Source organism: Roseicyclus marinus (genome assembly GCF_030163795.1).
Taxonomy (GTDB): Bacteria; Pseudomonadota; Alphaproteobacteria; order Rhodobacterales; family Rhodobacteraceae; genus Roseicyclus; species Roseicyclus marinus.
Window position 1 is genome coordinate 69660 of sequence record NZ_JASJOF010000007.1, and the last position, 14379, is coordinate 84038.

Genomic DNA, 14379 nt, shown 5'->3' on the forward strand with positions numbered 1-14379 from the left:
GAAAGGATGCGCGATGAAGGCGGTCTGGTATGAGCGGTTCGGGCCTGCGGAGGAGGTTCTGACGCTGGGCGAGATGCAAGATCCGGTGGCGGGGCCGGGGGAGGTATTGGTCCGGCTCAAGGCATCGGGGGTGAATCCGTCGGATGTGAAGCTGCGTGCAGGTGCGCGGGCAGGTGCGGTCATGGCCTATCCGCGTATCGTCCCGCATTCGGATGGGGCGGGCGTGATCGAAGCCGTGGGGGCGGGTGTCGATCCGGCCCGTGTCGGTGAGCGGGTCTGGATCTGGAATGCGGGCTGGCAGCGGGCGATGGGAACGGCGGCGGAGCATGTCGCCTTGCCTGCCGAGCAGGCGGTGCGCTTGCCCGATGGGGTGGGGTTTGCGGAAGGGGCCTGTTTTGGCATCCCCGCGATGACGGCCTGGTACGCGGTGATGGGCGACGGGCCGGTCGCCGGGCAGACCATCCTTGTCACCGGCGGGGCGGGCAGCGTGGGGCGCTATGCCGTTCAGATGGCGCGCGCCGCAGGGGCGCGGGTGATCGCGACGGTTTCCTCGGCGGAAAAGGGCGCGCATTCGACTGCGGACGAGTGGATCAACTACCGTGACACCGATGTGGCGGGCGCGGTGATGGATCTGACCGGCGGGGCCGGGGTGGACCGGATCGTCGACGTGGACTTCGGAGCGAACCAGGCCACGGATCTGGCGCTGGTCAAGCCCGGGGGCGTGATCGCGGCCTATGCGAGTGCGGCCGAGATGCTGCCGCGCCTCGAATTCTATCCTTTCATGTTCAAGAATGTTCGGCTGCACATGCTGATCGTCTACCAGTTGGCCGGCGAAAAGCGCCGGGCGGGCGAGCGGCAATTGACCGAGTGGCTGGAGGCTGGCGTTTTGTCCCATGCCGTTGTTCGGGGCGGTGGCCTGTCCGATTGCGCGGCGGCGCATGACATGGTCGCGCAGGGTGCGAAACTGGGCACGGTAGTGCTGGACATCTGACCGGGCGGGCGTGCTAGCCTGCACAATGGGGGGCATATCGCGGCGGGGAGGCCGCAGGGCCCGCGCAGGGGAGGATGTCGCGATGACGGGACAGGCCAGCCGTCACGGCACGATCAAGGTCGCGCCGCTGTCGATCACGGAAAAGCTGTTCGAGGGATTGTTGGGCCGGGACGAGGCCGTCGTGATCGTGGACGGGCCAACGGGCCGCGCCCTGACTGCGGGCGAGGTTGTCGAGGGCATCCGGCGGCTGGCGGGCGGGTTGACCGAGCGCGGTGTCCTGCCCGGTGGTACGGTCGCCATCCTTGCGCCGAACATGCCCGAATACCCCATCGTGTTTCACGCCGTGGCCTGGGGCGGGGGCACGGTGACGACGATCAACCCGACCTATACCGCCCCCGAGATCCGGCACCAGCTGGAGGATGCGGGCGCGGTGATGCTGGTGACAGTGTCCGCTTTCGCCGAGGTGGCGCAGGCGGCCGTCGAGGGAACGGGCGTGCGCGAGATCGTCGTGATCGGCGGCGAGCGGTGCCTGTCGCTTGACGATGTGATGGGCCAGCCGCTGATGGTGCAGGCCCCGGTCGATCTGGCGCGCCATGTCGTGGTGCTGCCCTATTCCAGCGGCACGACCGGACGGCCCAAGGGCGTGATGCTGACCCATCGCAACCTTGTCGCCAATGTCACCCAATCGGGGGCCGTGGCGGGCATCACGCCGCGCGATGTGGCCATCGCCTTTCTGCCGTTCTTTCACATCTACGGGATGACGGTTCTGATGAACCTGTTCCTGCAGCAAAAGGCGAAGCTGGTGACCATGCCGCGCTTCGACCTCGAGATGTTCTTGCGCCTGATCGAGACGCATCGCGCCACGCGGCTTTATATCGTGCCGCCCGTGGCGCTTGCCCTGGCCAAGCATCCGTTGGTGGACAATTTCGATGTCACGAGCGTGGAGGAGATCTTTTCGGGCGCCGCGCCCTTGGGGCCCGAGACGGAGATGGCGGTCGGCACCCGGTTCGGGGCGCGGTCGATCCAAGGCTACGGCATGACAGAGATGGCGCCGATTTCCCACATGACGGTTGCGGGCGATGTGCGCCACGGATCGAGCGGGCAGGCCGTGCCATCGACCGAATGCCGGATCGTGGATCCGGCGACGTTGCAAGACCTTGGCCCCGGCGAGGAGGGAGAGCTGTGGGTGCGGGGGCCGCAGGTCATGCTGGGCTATCTGAACAACCCGCAGGCCACCGCCGAGACGCTGACCCCGGATGGCTGGTTGCGCACCGGTGATCTGGCGGTGATCGACGAAGACGGGTTCATGTTCGTCCGCGACCGGCTGAAGGAACTGATCAAGGTCAAGGGGTTCCAGGTCGCGCCCGCCGAGGTGGAGGCTGCGCTTTGCGCCCATGACGGCGTGGCCGACGCCGCGGTGATAGGCTGCCCGGACGCGGAAGCGGGCGAGGTGCCCATAGCCTTCGTGGTGCGCGCGGAGGGGGCGGAGACCGGCGCGGCAGAGCTGCGCGCCCATGTCGAGGGCTGCCTTGCCCATTACAAGCACCCGGTCGAATACCGGTTCGTTCCAAGCGTGCCGAAATCGGCGAGCGGCAAGATCTTGCGCCGGGAATTGCGCGCGGACCTTGCCCGGGAGGCAGGGGGGTAGGGCGGCGGCCTCCCCGATTTGCCGCACCACGCCCCGTTGACCCTCCGGAGCGTGGCGCGTAAATCAACCGCAACGAGACCGGACCGGCCGGGGCGCTTTCCCCGGCACCAGACCTATTCAGGAAAGGCGACCAGACCGCCATGTCGGACCTGCTGACATCCTATGCTCCGATCCTGATCTTCCTGGCCATCGCCATCGGGCTGGGGATCGTGTTGATCCTTGCCGCCGTGGTGCTGGCGGTGCAGAACCCTGACCCTGAAAAGCTGTCGGCCTATGAATGCGGCTTTAACGCGTTCGACGATGCCCGGATGAAATTCGACGTGCGATTCTACCTCGTGTCGATCCTGTTCATCATCTTCGACCTCGAGATCGCCTTCCTGTTTCCCTGGGCCGTCGCCTTTCCGACGCTGTCGGATGTCGCCTTCTGGTCGATGATGGTGTTTCTCGGCGTGTTGACGGTGGGCTTTGCCTACGAGTGGAAGAAGGGGGCGCTTGAATGGGAGTGATGACGGGTACGAATACCGCCGGTCCCGACCGGGAGGTCGCCACGACCGAGTTGAACCGCGCGCTTCAGGACAAGGGCTTCCTGCTCACCTCGACCGAGGACATCATCAACTGGGCGCGCACCGGGTCGTTGCACTGGATGACTTTCGGCCTTGCCTGTTGTGCGGTCGAGATGATGCACACATCGATGCCGCGCTATGACGCCGAACGCTTCGGGATCGCGCCGCGCGCCTCCCCGCGCCAGTCGGACGTGATGATCGTGGCGGGCACGCTGACCAACAAGATGGCGCCCGCGCTGCGCAAGGTCTACGACCAGATGCCCGAGCCGCGCTACGTCATCTCGATGGGATCCTGTGCCAACGGCGGTGGCTATTACCATTACAGCTACAGCGTCGTGCGCGGCTGCGACCGGATCGTGCCGGTCGATATCTACGTGCCGGGCTGCCCGCCCACCGCGGAGGCGCTGCTTTACGGTATCCTCCAGTTGCAGCGGAAGATCCGCCGCACGGGCACCATCACCCGCTGACGCGCCCCGTCGCGCGCGAAGGAGACGACAGATGAGCGTCGAAAGCCTCAAGGAACTGGCCGCCCATATCGCGGACCGCCACCCCGATGCCGTGATCGCCACGTCGGTGTCGGCGCATGGCGAACTGACGGTCGAGATCGTGCCGGGTGCGGTGCACGGGTTCATCGAGTGGCTTCGCAGCGATCCGACCTGCCGTTTTTCCACGCTGGTGGACATCACCGCGGTCGACTGGCCAACGCGCGACCGCCGGTTCGACGTGGTCTGGCATTTCCTGAGCATGTACCAAAACCAGCGCATCCGTGTGAAATGCGCGCTGCGCGAGGACGAGGTGCTGCCCTCGATCACCAGCATCCATCCCGGCGCCGGCTGGTACGAGCGCGAGGTCTACGACATGTTCGGCATCCTGTTCACGGGTCATGCCGACCTGCGCCGCATCCTGACCGATTACGGGTTCCGCGGGCATCCGCTGCGCAAGGATTTCCCGACCACGGGCTATACCGAGGTGCGGTATGACGAGGCGCTCAAGCGCGTGGTCTATGAGCCGGTGAAGCTCGTGCAGGAATACCGACAGTTCGATTTCATGTCGCCGTGGGAAGGGGCAGATTACGTCCTGCCCGGCGATGAAAAGGCCAAGGAGGCGGCGAAATGATGGACGGCTCCAAAGGGTTCCAGGACGTCGAGACCGGCGAACAGAAGATCCGCAATTTCAACATCAACTTCGGGCCGCAGCATCCGGCGGCCCATGGGGTGTTGCGTCTCGTGCTCGAGCTTGACGGCGAGATCTGCGAACGCTGCGACCCGCATATCGGCCTTCTGCATCGCGGCACCGAAAAGTTGATGGAAAGCCGGACTTACCTGCAGAACCTGCCCTATTTCGACCGGCTCGATTACGTCGGCACGATGAACCAGGAACATGCCTGGGTTCTGGCGATCGAGAAACTGACCGGCACCCCCGTGCCGCGCCGGGCGCAGCTGATCCGCGTGCTCTACTGCGAGATCGGGCGCATCCTGAACCACCTCCTGAACGTCACGACGCAGGCAATGGACGTGGGCGCGCTGACCCCTCCGCTCTGGGGGTTCGAGGAACGCGAGAAGCTCATGATCTTCTACGAGCGGGCCTGCGGCGCGCGGCTTCATGCCGCCTACTTCCGTCCCGGCGGCGTCCATCAGGACCTGCCGCCCGAGTTGATCGACGATATCGACACCTGGGCCGATGAATTCCCCAAGGCGCTTGCCGACATCGACACGCTTCTGACGGAAAACCGCATCTTCAAGCAGCGCAACGTCGATATCGGGATCGTCGCGGAACAGGACATTCTCGATTGGGGCTTTTCGGGCGTCATGGCGCGCGGCTCGGGTCTTGCGTGGGATTTGCGCCGCGCCCAGCCCTATGAATGCTACGACGAGTTCGATTTCCAGATCCCCGTGGGCAAGAACGGCGATTGCTACGATCGCTACCTCTGCCGGATGGCTGAGATGCGCGAATCGACCTCGATCATCAAGCAGGCCATCGCCAAGCTGCGCGAGGAAGGCCCGGGCGAGATCATGGCGCGCGGCAAGATCAGCCCGCCCAAACGCTCGGACATGAAGACCTCGATGGAAGCGCTGATCCATCACTTCAAGCTCTACACCGAGGGTTTCCACGTTCCCGAGGGCGAAATCTACGCCGCCGTCGAGGCGCCCAAGGGCGAATTCGGCGTCTACCTCGTTGCGGATGGCACCAACAAACCCTACCGCGCCAAGCTGCGCGCGCCGGGCTATGCGCATCTGCAGGCGATGGATCACCTGTGCCGCGGCCACCAGCTGGCCGATGTGTCGGCCATCCTCGGCTCGCTCGACATCGTGTTCGGCGAGGTGGATCGGTGACGGGGACCGCGCCCCTTCATCTTGGCCAAAAAACTCCCGCCGGAGGCTTCCGCAGGTAACGCCTCCGCCGCGCTCGACATTTCAAGGACCCGTAAGATGCTCCGCCGCCTTCACCCCGACCAGCCCGCCAGCTTTGCCTTCACCCCCGCCAACCAGGCCTGGGCCGAGGCGCAGATTACCAAATACCCCGAGGGGCGGCAGGCCAGTGCCATCATCCCGCTTTTGTGGCGCGCGCAGGAGCAGGAGGGGTGGTTGACCCGCCCCGCCATCGAACATGTCGCCGACATGCTGGGGCTCGCGCATATCCGGGCGCTCGAGGTCGCGACCTTCTATTTCATGTTCCAGTTGCAACCGGTGGGCTCGGTCGCGCATCTTCAGATCTGCGGCACGACCTCGTGCATGATCTGCGGTGCCGAGGATCTGGTGGCCGTCTGCAAGGAAAAGATCGCGCAAAAAGCGCACCAGCTTTCTGCCGATGGCAAGTTCAGCTGGGAAGAGGTGGAATGTCTCGGCGCTTGCGCCAATGCGCCCATGGCCCAGATCGGCAAGGATTATTACGAGGATCTGACCGCCGAGAAACTGGCCTGGATCATCGACGAGATGGCGGCCGGCCGCGTGCCGACGCCGGGGCCGCAGAACGGGCGCTATGCGTCCGAGCCCAAGGGCGGGCTGACCTCGCTCAAGGATCACGAGGCCGGGCGCGACCCGCTGAACATATCGGCACGCCGCGCGACGGATATCGGGGATACGATCAAGCGCATCGACGGGACCGAGGTGCCGATGCTGGCGCCTTGGGGCAAGCAGTCGGGTGCCGATGTTGCAGTGGCCGAACGTCCCGTGAAGGATCCCCGCCCCGCCAAAGGGCGTCCGGCCGATGCGACCGGCGTGACCGAGCAGGCGGCCCCCGCCAAGGCCAAGGCGCGGCCTGCGCCCTCCGCCGCGTCTTCGTCTGCGACCGAAGCCGCCCCTGCCGCAGAGGCAGAGCCCGCGCGGCTCACCGGCCCCCGCGCCGGGCAGGCGGCCGATGATCTCAAGAAGATCTCGGGTGTCGGCCCCAAGCTCGAGGCGCTTTTGAACGAGATGGGCTTCTGGCATTACGACCAGATCGCCGCTTGGACCCCGGCCGAGGTCGCTTGGGTCGACGCACGGCTCAAGTTCAAGGGCCGGATCGAGCGTGACGGCTGGATCGCGCAAGCCGCCGCGCTGGCCGCCGCGCGCTGATATTCTGACAGGTCACCTTGTCGCGGCCCCGGCCTCTGGCCGGGCCTCTCCTTCTCCCTAGCTTGCGTCCCACACCAGACGGGGTGCAACGGAGAAGGATGACAAAGATGAGCAGTGGACAGCGTTACGTCATGATCATGGTGGTCTGGACGCTTTCGGCGATCATGGGCCTGACGGTGGCTTTGGCGGCCGTGGGATGGCTGGGCCTTTGGGTCGCCGTCGGAGCCTTCGCGGGGCTTGGCACGACGATCGTGGGCGGCATCGTGCTGCAATTCGTCTTTGCCACCGATTTCGACGCGGTGCTGGAGGCGCGGCGCAACAGCGCAACAGGGCGCGACACTTCGTCCTGAAGAGGCAAGACAAACAGGTTTTGCCACGTTAGATTGCCCCAAAGCACGTCTAGCGGGGGAAAACTCATGAAATCGACATCCGGCGGCATCCTGAACTTTGCAATCGCTTGGGGCGTAGCCTCGGCGGTCGGCTTCGGCGGCATGGCCGCCCTGCTGATCCTTGGCGATTGGGGTCTGATGCAGGCCTTGTTCGCGGCGGCGGTGATCTTTTTCGTCGTCGGGATCGTGTTGTCGCTGATGTTTCTCAATCCCTTGCCGGGTCCGGTCAAACCGGGGACGGCGGGATGGGCGGGCCGTGACCTGACGGCGGCACAAGCGGCGTCGACCTCGGGGCATGGCGCGCCTGCCGCTCCGGCCAAGGCCGCACCAGTAACCGCAAAGGCGGCACCGGCACCGGCACCGGCACCCGCTCCGGCACCGGCAACGGCTGCGGGCGCACCCGCGCCTGCTGCGCCGGCCGCAGCACCTGCGGAGGCGTCGTCTGGCCCGGGCACGCGGCCTGCCGCGCTTGACGGGCCGCGCGCCGGAGGTGCCGATGACCTCAAGCGGATCAAGGGGATCGGCCCGAAACTGGAAAAGCTGTGCAACAGCCTTGGCTTCTACCATTTCGACCAGATCGCGAATTGGACCGCCGATGAAGTGGCGTGGGTCGATCAGAACCTCGAAGGGTTCAAAGGGCGCGTCACCCGCGACACTTGGGTCGAACAGGCGCGGCTGTTGGCGGCGGGCGAGGACACAGAATTCTCGCGCAAAGTCGATAAAGGTGAGGTATACTGACCTTCGGGAGGGTTTTGGACCACCAATCCTGAGGAATGGGTATGACCAACACCGAATTGATGTGGCTGCGCGGCCAAGCGGCGCAGCGAGATGTCCTTCACCTCGTATCCTATAGTGCCGCGTTTTTCGGCACGGCCGCTTTGCAGGCAATGCACCTGGGACTGACCGCCCCGCGTGCCTATCTGGCGGCGTTGTCGCGCGCTGCGGTCGCACCTCCCACCGAGGATGCCCCCGTGGCGGAGGTGATCCCGCTGGTGCCAGTGCCCGACGCTATGCCCGAGGTGCCTGACGCCCCTGCGATCGTGGCTGTCGCCACGCCCTCGCCGCATCTGCTGGATGCGCCCCGCGACGGTTTGGGTGACGATCTGACGACACTCAAGGGTGTCGGCCCGAAACTGGCCGAGGCGCTGAAAGATTTCGGCATCTATCATTTCGACCAGATCGCGACGCTGGACGACGAAGGCATTGCGTGGCTCGACACGCAACAAAAAGGGTTCCGCATGATTTGCGCCCGGCACGACATCGTGGCGCAGGCGCGCGCGCGGATGTGACCTGTTCCGGCGGGGGCGGGGGATTGCCCCGGCCCCGCCCGATCCGCTAGGCAGGCCCCGACACAAACCGCCCAGGCCCGCCATGCCACCCCGACCCGAAGACACCGAGATCGAACGCCGCCGCCGTGGTCAGATCCGGCTGGCCGCCATCGTCATGGCCGCGACCATGATCCTTTGGATGGGGGCAAGCTTCCTCGGCGGGCAACTGGGCCTGCCGCCCCGCTTTGCCTTCCTGTTCGACCTTGCGGCGATTGCCGCACTGGTCTGGGCGCTGTTTGTGACTTATTGGGTATGGAAAGCACGGCGCGCAGACCGCTGACGCCAGCCATTCGGCCCGCCAGACCCGGGCCAGAGACATGCGAGAGAGGCCACATGCTTCAGGACAAGGACCGGATTTTCACCAATATCTACGGCATGCACGACCGCAGCCTTGCGGGCGCGAAAGTGCGTGGCCATTGGGACGGCACCAAGGACCTGATCGGTCTGGGCCGCGACAAGATCGTGGAGATCATGAAGGCCTCGGGCCTTCGCGGGCGCGGCGGTGCGGGATTCCCCACCGGTCTCAAATGGTCCTTCATGCCCAAGGAATCGGACGGACGTCCCAGCTATCTGGTGGTCAACGCCGACGAGAGCGAGCCCGGCACCTGCAAGGACCGGGAAATCATGCGCAATGATCCCCACACGCTGATCGAAGGGTGCCTGATCGCGTCCTTCGCGATGGGGGCGCATGCCTGCTACATCTACATTCGCGGCGAATACATCCGTGAGCGCGAGGCACTGCAGGCCGCCATCGACGAGGCCTACGAGGCCGGGCTTTTGGGCAAGAATGCCGCGAAATCCGGTTGGGATTTCGATCTGTACCTGCATCACGGGGCCGGCGCCTATATCTGCGGCGAGGAAACCGCGCTTTTGGAAAGCCTCGAGGGCCGCAAGGGCATGCCGCGGATGAAGCCGCCGTTTCCGGCGGGCGCGGGGCTGTACGGCTGCCCGACCACGGTGAACAACGTCGAATCCATTGCTGTCGTGCCCACGATCTTGCGGCGCGGTGCCGAGTGGTTCGCAGGCTTTGGCCGCCCCAACAACGCGGGCACCAAGCTGTTCGCGATCTCGGGGCATGTGAACAACCCCTGCGTCGTCGAAGAGGCGATGAGCATTCCCTTCGACGAGCTGATCGACCGGCATTGCGGCGGCATTCGCGGCGGCTGGGACAATCTGAAGGCGGTGATTCCCGGCGGATCGTCTGTGCCGATGCTGCCTGCCGAGGTGATGCGCGACGGTGCGATCATGGATTTCGACTGGCTGCGCGAGCAGCGCTCGGGCCTTGGGACGGCGGCGGTGATCGTGATGGATCAGTCCACCGATATCATCAAGGCGATCTGGCGGCTGTCCAAGTTCTACAAGCACGAAAGCTGCGGCCAGTGCACGCCCTGCCGCGAAGGTACGGGCTGGATGATGCGGGTCATGGACCGGCTGGTGAAGGGCGAGGCACGGGTCGAGGAAATCGACATGCTGCTTGACGTCACCAAGCAGGTCGAGGGGCATACGATCTGTGCGCTTGGCGATGCGGCGGCTTGGCCGATCCAGGGTCTCGTGCGCCATTTCCGCCACGAGATCGAGGATCGGATCCGGGTGAAGCGCGACGGCGCGGTCGAGATCGCGGCGGAGTGATCACCCCGCGTGTCATTTTCATTGCGCTGGCCGGTCTTGCTGCCTGTGCGCCCGGTGGTGCACCCGCTCCTTTCGTGACGACGGAAACCACACTGGCGGTCGGCGGCCTGAACGGGCGTGTTCCGTTCCGGCAGGTTCTGCCCGCGATCGAGGTGCGCCGGGGCGATGGCTTGGCGCTGATGCGCGAGGATTGGGTTGCTGCCGAAGCCGCTGCGGTTGCGCATTGCACGGCATCGGGCGCGGTCTACGACCCGCTGCCGCCCGCGCGCGATTACACCCAGATCCGGCTGGACGACGGGGTGTTCTATTTCATGGCCCGTTGCCTGCGCTGACACCTGCCCCGACCGGCGAGTGCTTGACGCACAGGGACGGATGGGCGAGACCGGAACAGGGCGATGTCGCGCCCGGGCCTTGCTTGCGGACAAAAGACCATGACGATCAAAATCCTGCGTCTTGCCATGCTTTTCGGGTTGGTCTTCGGCCTCTCGGCCTGCGCCCTGCGCGACAACGGCCCACGCAGCGTCGGCCTGCCTTTTGACGCGCGACTGTCTACGGGGGAAACGCGGCGCGATTTCACGGTGCTTGTGCGCGCGCCCGGTGTGACGGTTGACCAAGCCCGCGAAAGCGCCCGGTTCGAGGCGACGCGCCATTGCATCGAACGGACCGGTTTTTCGGACGTGGATTGGACGATGGATCCCGTAACCGGCGATTGGGCGGTGGCGCGCAATGCGGCTGGTGAACCGATCGTCGGCGGACGCTGCGCGGAACGCTAGGCCGCCCGATACGGATCCTTGAAATCGTTATCAATGTTGCGAAAGCGACTCAGCACAGCGCCGAGTGCTGCCTATGGCGTTGTGCGGATGCGCGCTTTTTCTTAAACTGAAACCCAAAGGATGATCCGCGCCAACAAAAGAGCGCGGGCGGGCAGTGGCGGTAAGGGTATCGGTGCATGGCGCGATTGTATTGGTACGGGGTCGCGGTCATCTACATGGCGTTCTGCGTCACGGGGATGATCCTTGGCTATACATGGGGCATCGGCGGTTCGATCCTCGGGGTCGTGATCGGGGCGATGCTGGCTTCGGGTGTGGCAATGGCGGTCAACACGCCTGCACGCATGGAGGCCGCCATCTACGGCGTGCTGTCCATCGCGGTGATCACCGCCGTGGTCTGGTTGATCGTGATCTTCTGGGGCGTGCGGATTTAGGCCCAAATCCCCCAATTGCATCGGCAAGGCCTTGCTGAGGCTCCCCGTCGCATCCGCGTTGTTATTGCATGACAAGGGGAGAGCGACCCATCTGTCCGGCAATGGATACGGGCATTCCGAGGCAGAAGACATGAAACCCTATGCGAAGGTCATGGCGCTATCGATCCTTGTGATCGCGACCGGGCTGCTGACGGCGGCAGGCTCGGCGCGAGCGGATCGGTTCGACGCGTTGCGCAATGACGAGAGGCTCCACAACGGCCTTTTGGCGATCACGATCGGTCGCCACATCGAACGGACCTGCCCGTCGATCGAGCGCCGCAGCCTTGCGGCCAATGCCTTTCTTCTGGGGCTGGCCAGCCATGCGATGGGCTTGGGCTACAGCAGGGCCGACGTGACGGCCTATGTCGAGGATGATGCCGAGCAGGAGCGCTACATCGCGCTTGCGCGCAGCTATTTCGCGGAACGCGGTGTGGCCGACGATGCGGATACCGACGGGGCCTGTCGCGTAGGCCGCGACGAAATCGCCGCCGGTTCGCCCATTGGCAGATTGCTTCGGTAGGTCTAAAAGCGGCCCGAACCGAAGTGCGGGGCGATGCATCAGACCCGTCGCCCGCGCCGGAAGAAGGACCGCATCCCATGAGCGACCTGCGCAAGATCATCATCGACGGCCACGAGGTCGAGGTGGATCCCGCCATGACCCTGATCCAGGCCTGCGAAGTGGCAGGGATCGAGATCCCCCGTTTTTGCTACCACGAACGCCTGTCCATCGCGGGCAATTGCCGGATGTGCCTGGTTGAGGTCGTGGGCGGCCCGCCGAAACCTGCCGCGTCTTGCGCAATGCAGGTGCGCGACCTGCGCCCCGGGCCCGAAGGCCAGCCGCCGGTGGTCAAGACCAACAGCCCCATGGTCAAAAAGGCCCGCGAAGGGGTTATGGAATTCCTGCTCATCAACCACCCGCTGGATTGTCCGATCTGCGATCAGGGTGGGGAATGCGACCTGCAGGATCAGGCGATGGCCTATGGCGTCGATTTCTCGCGCTACCGCGAACCCAAGCGCGCCGCCGACAACTTGGACCTTGGACCGCTGGTCAAGACCGAGATGACGCGCTGCATCTCTTGCACGCGCTGCGTCCGATTCATCACCGAGGTCGCAGGCGTGCCCGAAATGGGCCAGACCGGCCGGGGCGAAGACAGCGAGATCACCAGCTATCTGGGGCAGACGCTCGAATCCGAGCTTCAGGGCAATATCGTCGACCTGTGCCCGGTGGGGGCGCTGACGTCCAAGCCCTATGCCTTCACCGCGCGGCCCTGGGAATTGACCAAGACCGAATCCATCGACGTGATGGATGCGCTGGGGTCGAGCATCCGCATCGACACTAAGGGCCGCGAGGTCATGCGTATCCTGCCGCGCAACCATGACGGCGTGAACGAGGAATGGCTGTCGGACAAGTCGCGCTATGTGTGGGACGGGTTGCGCCGCCAGCGGCTCGACAAGCCCTATATCCGCGAGAACGGCAAACTGCGCGCGGCCAGCTGGCCCGAGGCGCTGGATCTGGCCGCGCGGAAGATGAAGGGCGCGACCAAGCTTGCCGGCCTGATCGGCGATCTGGTCCCGACGGAGGCGGCGTTTTCGCTCAAACAGCTGGTCGAGGGCTTGGGCGGCACCGTGGAATGCCGCACCGATGGGGCGAAACTGCCCGCAGGCAACCGCGCGGCCTACGTCGGCACCGCCGCGATCGAGGATATCGACACGGCCAAGGCGATTTTGCTGATCGGCACCAATCCCCGAACCGAGGCCCCGGTCCTGAACGCACGCATCCGCAAGGCGTGGGCGCGCGGCGCCAAGGTGTCGCTGATCGGGCAGGCAGTCGATCTGACCTATGATTATGCGCATCTGGGGACGGACCGTGCAGCGTTGGCGGCGCAGGTCGGTGCGAAACATGACAGCGCCGAGGGTGTCGAAAGCCTCGTGATCGTGGGCCAAGGCGCGCTGCGCGAGGCCGATGGCGCCGCCGTTATGGCCCATGCGATGCAGATCGCGGCAGAATCGGGCTCGGACCTGTTGATCCTGCACACCGCCGCGGGCCGCGTGGGCGCGATGGATGTGGGTGCCGTGACCGAAGGCGGTCTTGCCGCCGCCGTGGACGGGGCCGATGTGATCTACAACCTTGGCGCCGACGAGGTGGAGATCGCACCGGGTGCCTTCGTGATCTACCAAGGCAGCCACGGTGACCGCGGCGCGCACCGCGCCGACCTGATCCTGCCGGGCGCAGCTTGGACGGAGGAACAGGGCCTCTTCGTCAACACCGAGGGGCGTCCGCAACTGGCGCTCCGCGCCGGTTTTCCGCCGGGGGAGGCCAAGGAGAACTGGGCGATCCTGCGCGCGCTCTCGGCCGAACTGGGCAAGATGCAGGGCTGGAACACGCTGGCGGAACTGCGGCGCGAGATGGTCAAGGCCGTGCCGCATCTGGCCATGGTTGACGAGGTGCCGGAAAACACCGGCGAAGCGCTGCCGCTGGGCGCGCTGGGCAAGGCGGATTTCGTCCCCGCGGTGGCCGACCATTTCCTGACCAACCCGATCACGCGGGCCTCGAGCCTGATGGCCGATCTGTCGGCGCGGGCCAAGGCGCGCGCCGAGACCAGGATGGCGGCGGAGTAAGCGCGGTGGGATGGGTCCGGGGTGGCGTTTCGGGCCTTTTGGGCCTGGGCCTTGTCGCGGCCTGCGCCGCGGGAGAGGGGCCGCGCCCCGGGTCCATGCCGCCTGCGACATACGACGGGGTGGAAACCCGGCTTCTGGACGATGATCTCGTCAATTTCCGCGTTCAGATGACGGGTGTGGCGACCCGCGACGACGTGGACGCTTACGCGCGTTGCGCAGCTGCGCAATACGCCCTTATCCGCGGCTTCGGCTTTGCGCGACATGTCCGCACAAATGTGCAGGAACAGGGTGGCGTTTGGGTCGGAGATGCGGTTTACACCATCTCGCCGGCGCTCCCGCGGGGGTTGCAGACGCTCGACGCCGAAGTAGTGGCGGCCGCGTGCGCCGATCAGGGGATACCGACGGTTTAGGGAAC

18 protein-coding genes are annotated in these 14379 nt (G+C 65.5%); all 18 read left to right on the plus strand.

The features are described from left to right. The first annotated feature begins 13 nt into the window (after positions 1–13). The 18 genes from QQK63_RS12150 (at position 14) to QQK63_RS12235 (ending at position 14374) form a co-directional block, all read left to right on the plus strand. On the plus strand, positions 14–991 hold the full coding sequence (locus tag QQK63_RS12150) for an NADPH:quinone reductase (RefSeq protein WP_277824236.1): 978 nt from the start codon (positions 14–16) through the stop codon (positions 989–991). 82 nt (positions 992–1073) lie between these two features. Continuing rightward, positions 1074–2639, plus strand: coding sequence for an AMP-binding protein (locus QQK63_RS12155; protein ID WP_277824234.1), 1566 nt, complete (start codon positions 1074–1076; stop codon positions 2637–2639). A gap of 140 nt (positions 2640–2779) precedes the next feature. Further along, positions 2780–3145, plus strand: coding sequence for an NADH-quinone oxidoreductase subunit A (locus tag QQK63_RS12160; RefSeq protein WP_277824232.1), 366 nt, complete (start codon positions 2780–2782; stop codon positions 3143–3145). Next, positions 3145–3669: a NuoB/complex I 20 kDa subunit family protein gene (locus tag QQK63_RS12165; RefSeq protein WP_277825899.1), complete on the plus strand. Its 525-nt coding sequence runs from the start codon at positions 3145–3147 to the stop codon at positions 3667–3669. The genes QQK63_RS12160 and QQK63_RS12165 overlap by 1 nt, the downstream gene beginning before the upstream one ends. Positions 3670–3700: 31 nt before the next feature. Then, the gene (locus tag QQK63_RS12170) at positions 3701–4318 is read left to right on the plus strand and encodes an NADH-quinone oxidoreductase subunit C (RefSeq protein WP_277824230.1); all 618 of its coding nucleotides are present in this window, start codon (positions 3701–3703) and stop codon (positions 4316–4318) included. Further along, complete coding sequence (locus QQK63_RS12175; RefSeq protein WP_277824228.1) at positions 4315–5535, plus strand: NADH-quinone oxidoreductase subunit D; 1221 nt, start codon at positions 4315–4317, stop codon at positions 5533–5535. Before QQK63_RS12170 ends, QQK63_RS12175 begins: the two co-directional genes overlap by 4 nt. A gap of 96 nt (positions 5536–5631) precedes the next feature. Then, positions 5632–6756 carry an NADH-quinone oxidoreductase subunit E gene (locus QQK63_RS12180; protein ID WP_277824226.1) on the plus strand — a complete coding sequence of 375 codons (1125 nt, stop codon included), beginning with the start codon at positions 5632–5634 and terminating at the stop codon, positions 6754–6756. 107 nt (positions 6757–6863) lie between these two features. Next, the gene (locus tag QQK63_RS12185) at positions 6864–7106 is read left to right on the plus strand and encodes a hypothetical protein (protein ID WP_277824224.1); all 243 of its coding nucleotides are present in this window, start codon (positions 6864–6866) and stop codon (positions 7104–7106) included. Positions 7107–7172: 66 nt separating this feature from the next. After that, positions 7173–7883, plus strand: a complete 711-nt coding sequence (locus QQK63_RS12190; RefSeq protein WP_277824222.1) for an NADH:ubiquinone oxidoreductase — start codon at positions 7173–7175, stop codon at positions 7881–7883. Positions 7884–7924: 41 nt separating this feature from the next. Then, on the plus strand, positions 7925–8434 hold the full coding sequence (locus QQK63_RS12195) for a hypothetical protein (protein WP_277824220.1): 510 nt from the start codon (positions 7925–7927) through the stop codon (positions 8432–8434). Between the two features lie 82 nt (positions 8435–8516). Further along, complete coding sequence (locus tag QQK63_RS12200) at positions 8517–8753, plus strand: DUF5337 domain-containing protein (protein ID WP_277824218.1); 237 nt, start codon at positions 8517–8519, stop codon at positions 8751–8753. A gap of 53 nt (positions 8754–8806) precedes the next feature. After that, on the plus strand, positions 8807–10102 hold the full coding sequence (gene nuoF / locus QQK63_RS12205) for an NADH-quinone oxidoreductase subunit NuoF (RefSeq protein ID WP_277824216.1): 1296 nt from the start codon (positions 8807–8809) through the stop codon (positions 10100–10102). Between the two features lie 74 nt (positions 10103–10176). Further along, a complete protein-coding gene (locus QQK63_RS12210) occupies positions 10177–10434 on the plus strand; it encodes a hypothetical protein (protein WP_284283219.1) in 258 nt (85 codons plus the stop codon). A gap of 99 nt (positions 10435–10533) precedes the next feature. After that, entirely contained in the window at positions 10534–10875 is a 342-nt protein-coding gene (locus QQK63_RS12215) for a hypothetical protein (RefSeq protein ID WP_277824197.1), read from the plus strand. 176 nt (positions 10876–11051) lie between these two features. Beyond that, on the plus strand, positions 11052–11306 hold the full coding sequence (locus tag QQK63_RS12220; protein WP_277824195.1) for a hypothetical protein: 255 nt from the start codon (positions 11052–11054) through the stop codon (positions 11304–11306). A 130-nt stretch (positions 11307–11436) separates the two neighbouring features. After that, positions 11437–11865, plus strand: coding sequence for a DUF5333 domain-containing protein (locus QQK63_RS12225; RefSeq protein WP_277824193.1), 429 nt, complete (start codon positions 11437–11439; stop codon positions 11863–11865). Between the two features lie 77 nt (positions 11866–11942). Continuing rightward, a complete protein-coding gene (nuoG, locus tag QQK63_RS12230; protein WP_277824191.1) occupies positions 11943–13964 on the plus strand; it encodes an NADH-quinone oxidoreductase subunit NuoG in 2022 nt (673 codons plus the stop codon). A gap of 95 nt (positions 13965–14059) precedes the next feature. Continuing rightward, positions 14060–14374: a hypothetical protein gene (locus tag QQK63_RS12235; protein WP_377134113.1), complete on the plus strand. Its 315-nt coding sequence runs from the start codon at positions 14060–14062 to the stop codon at positions 14372–14374. The last annotated feature ends 5 nt before the right edge of the window (positions 14375–14379 follow it).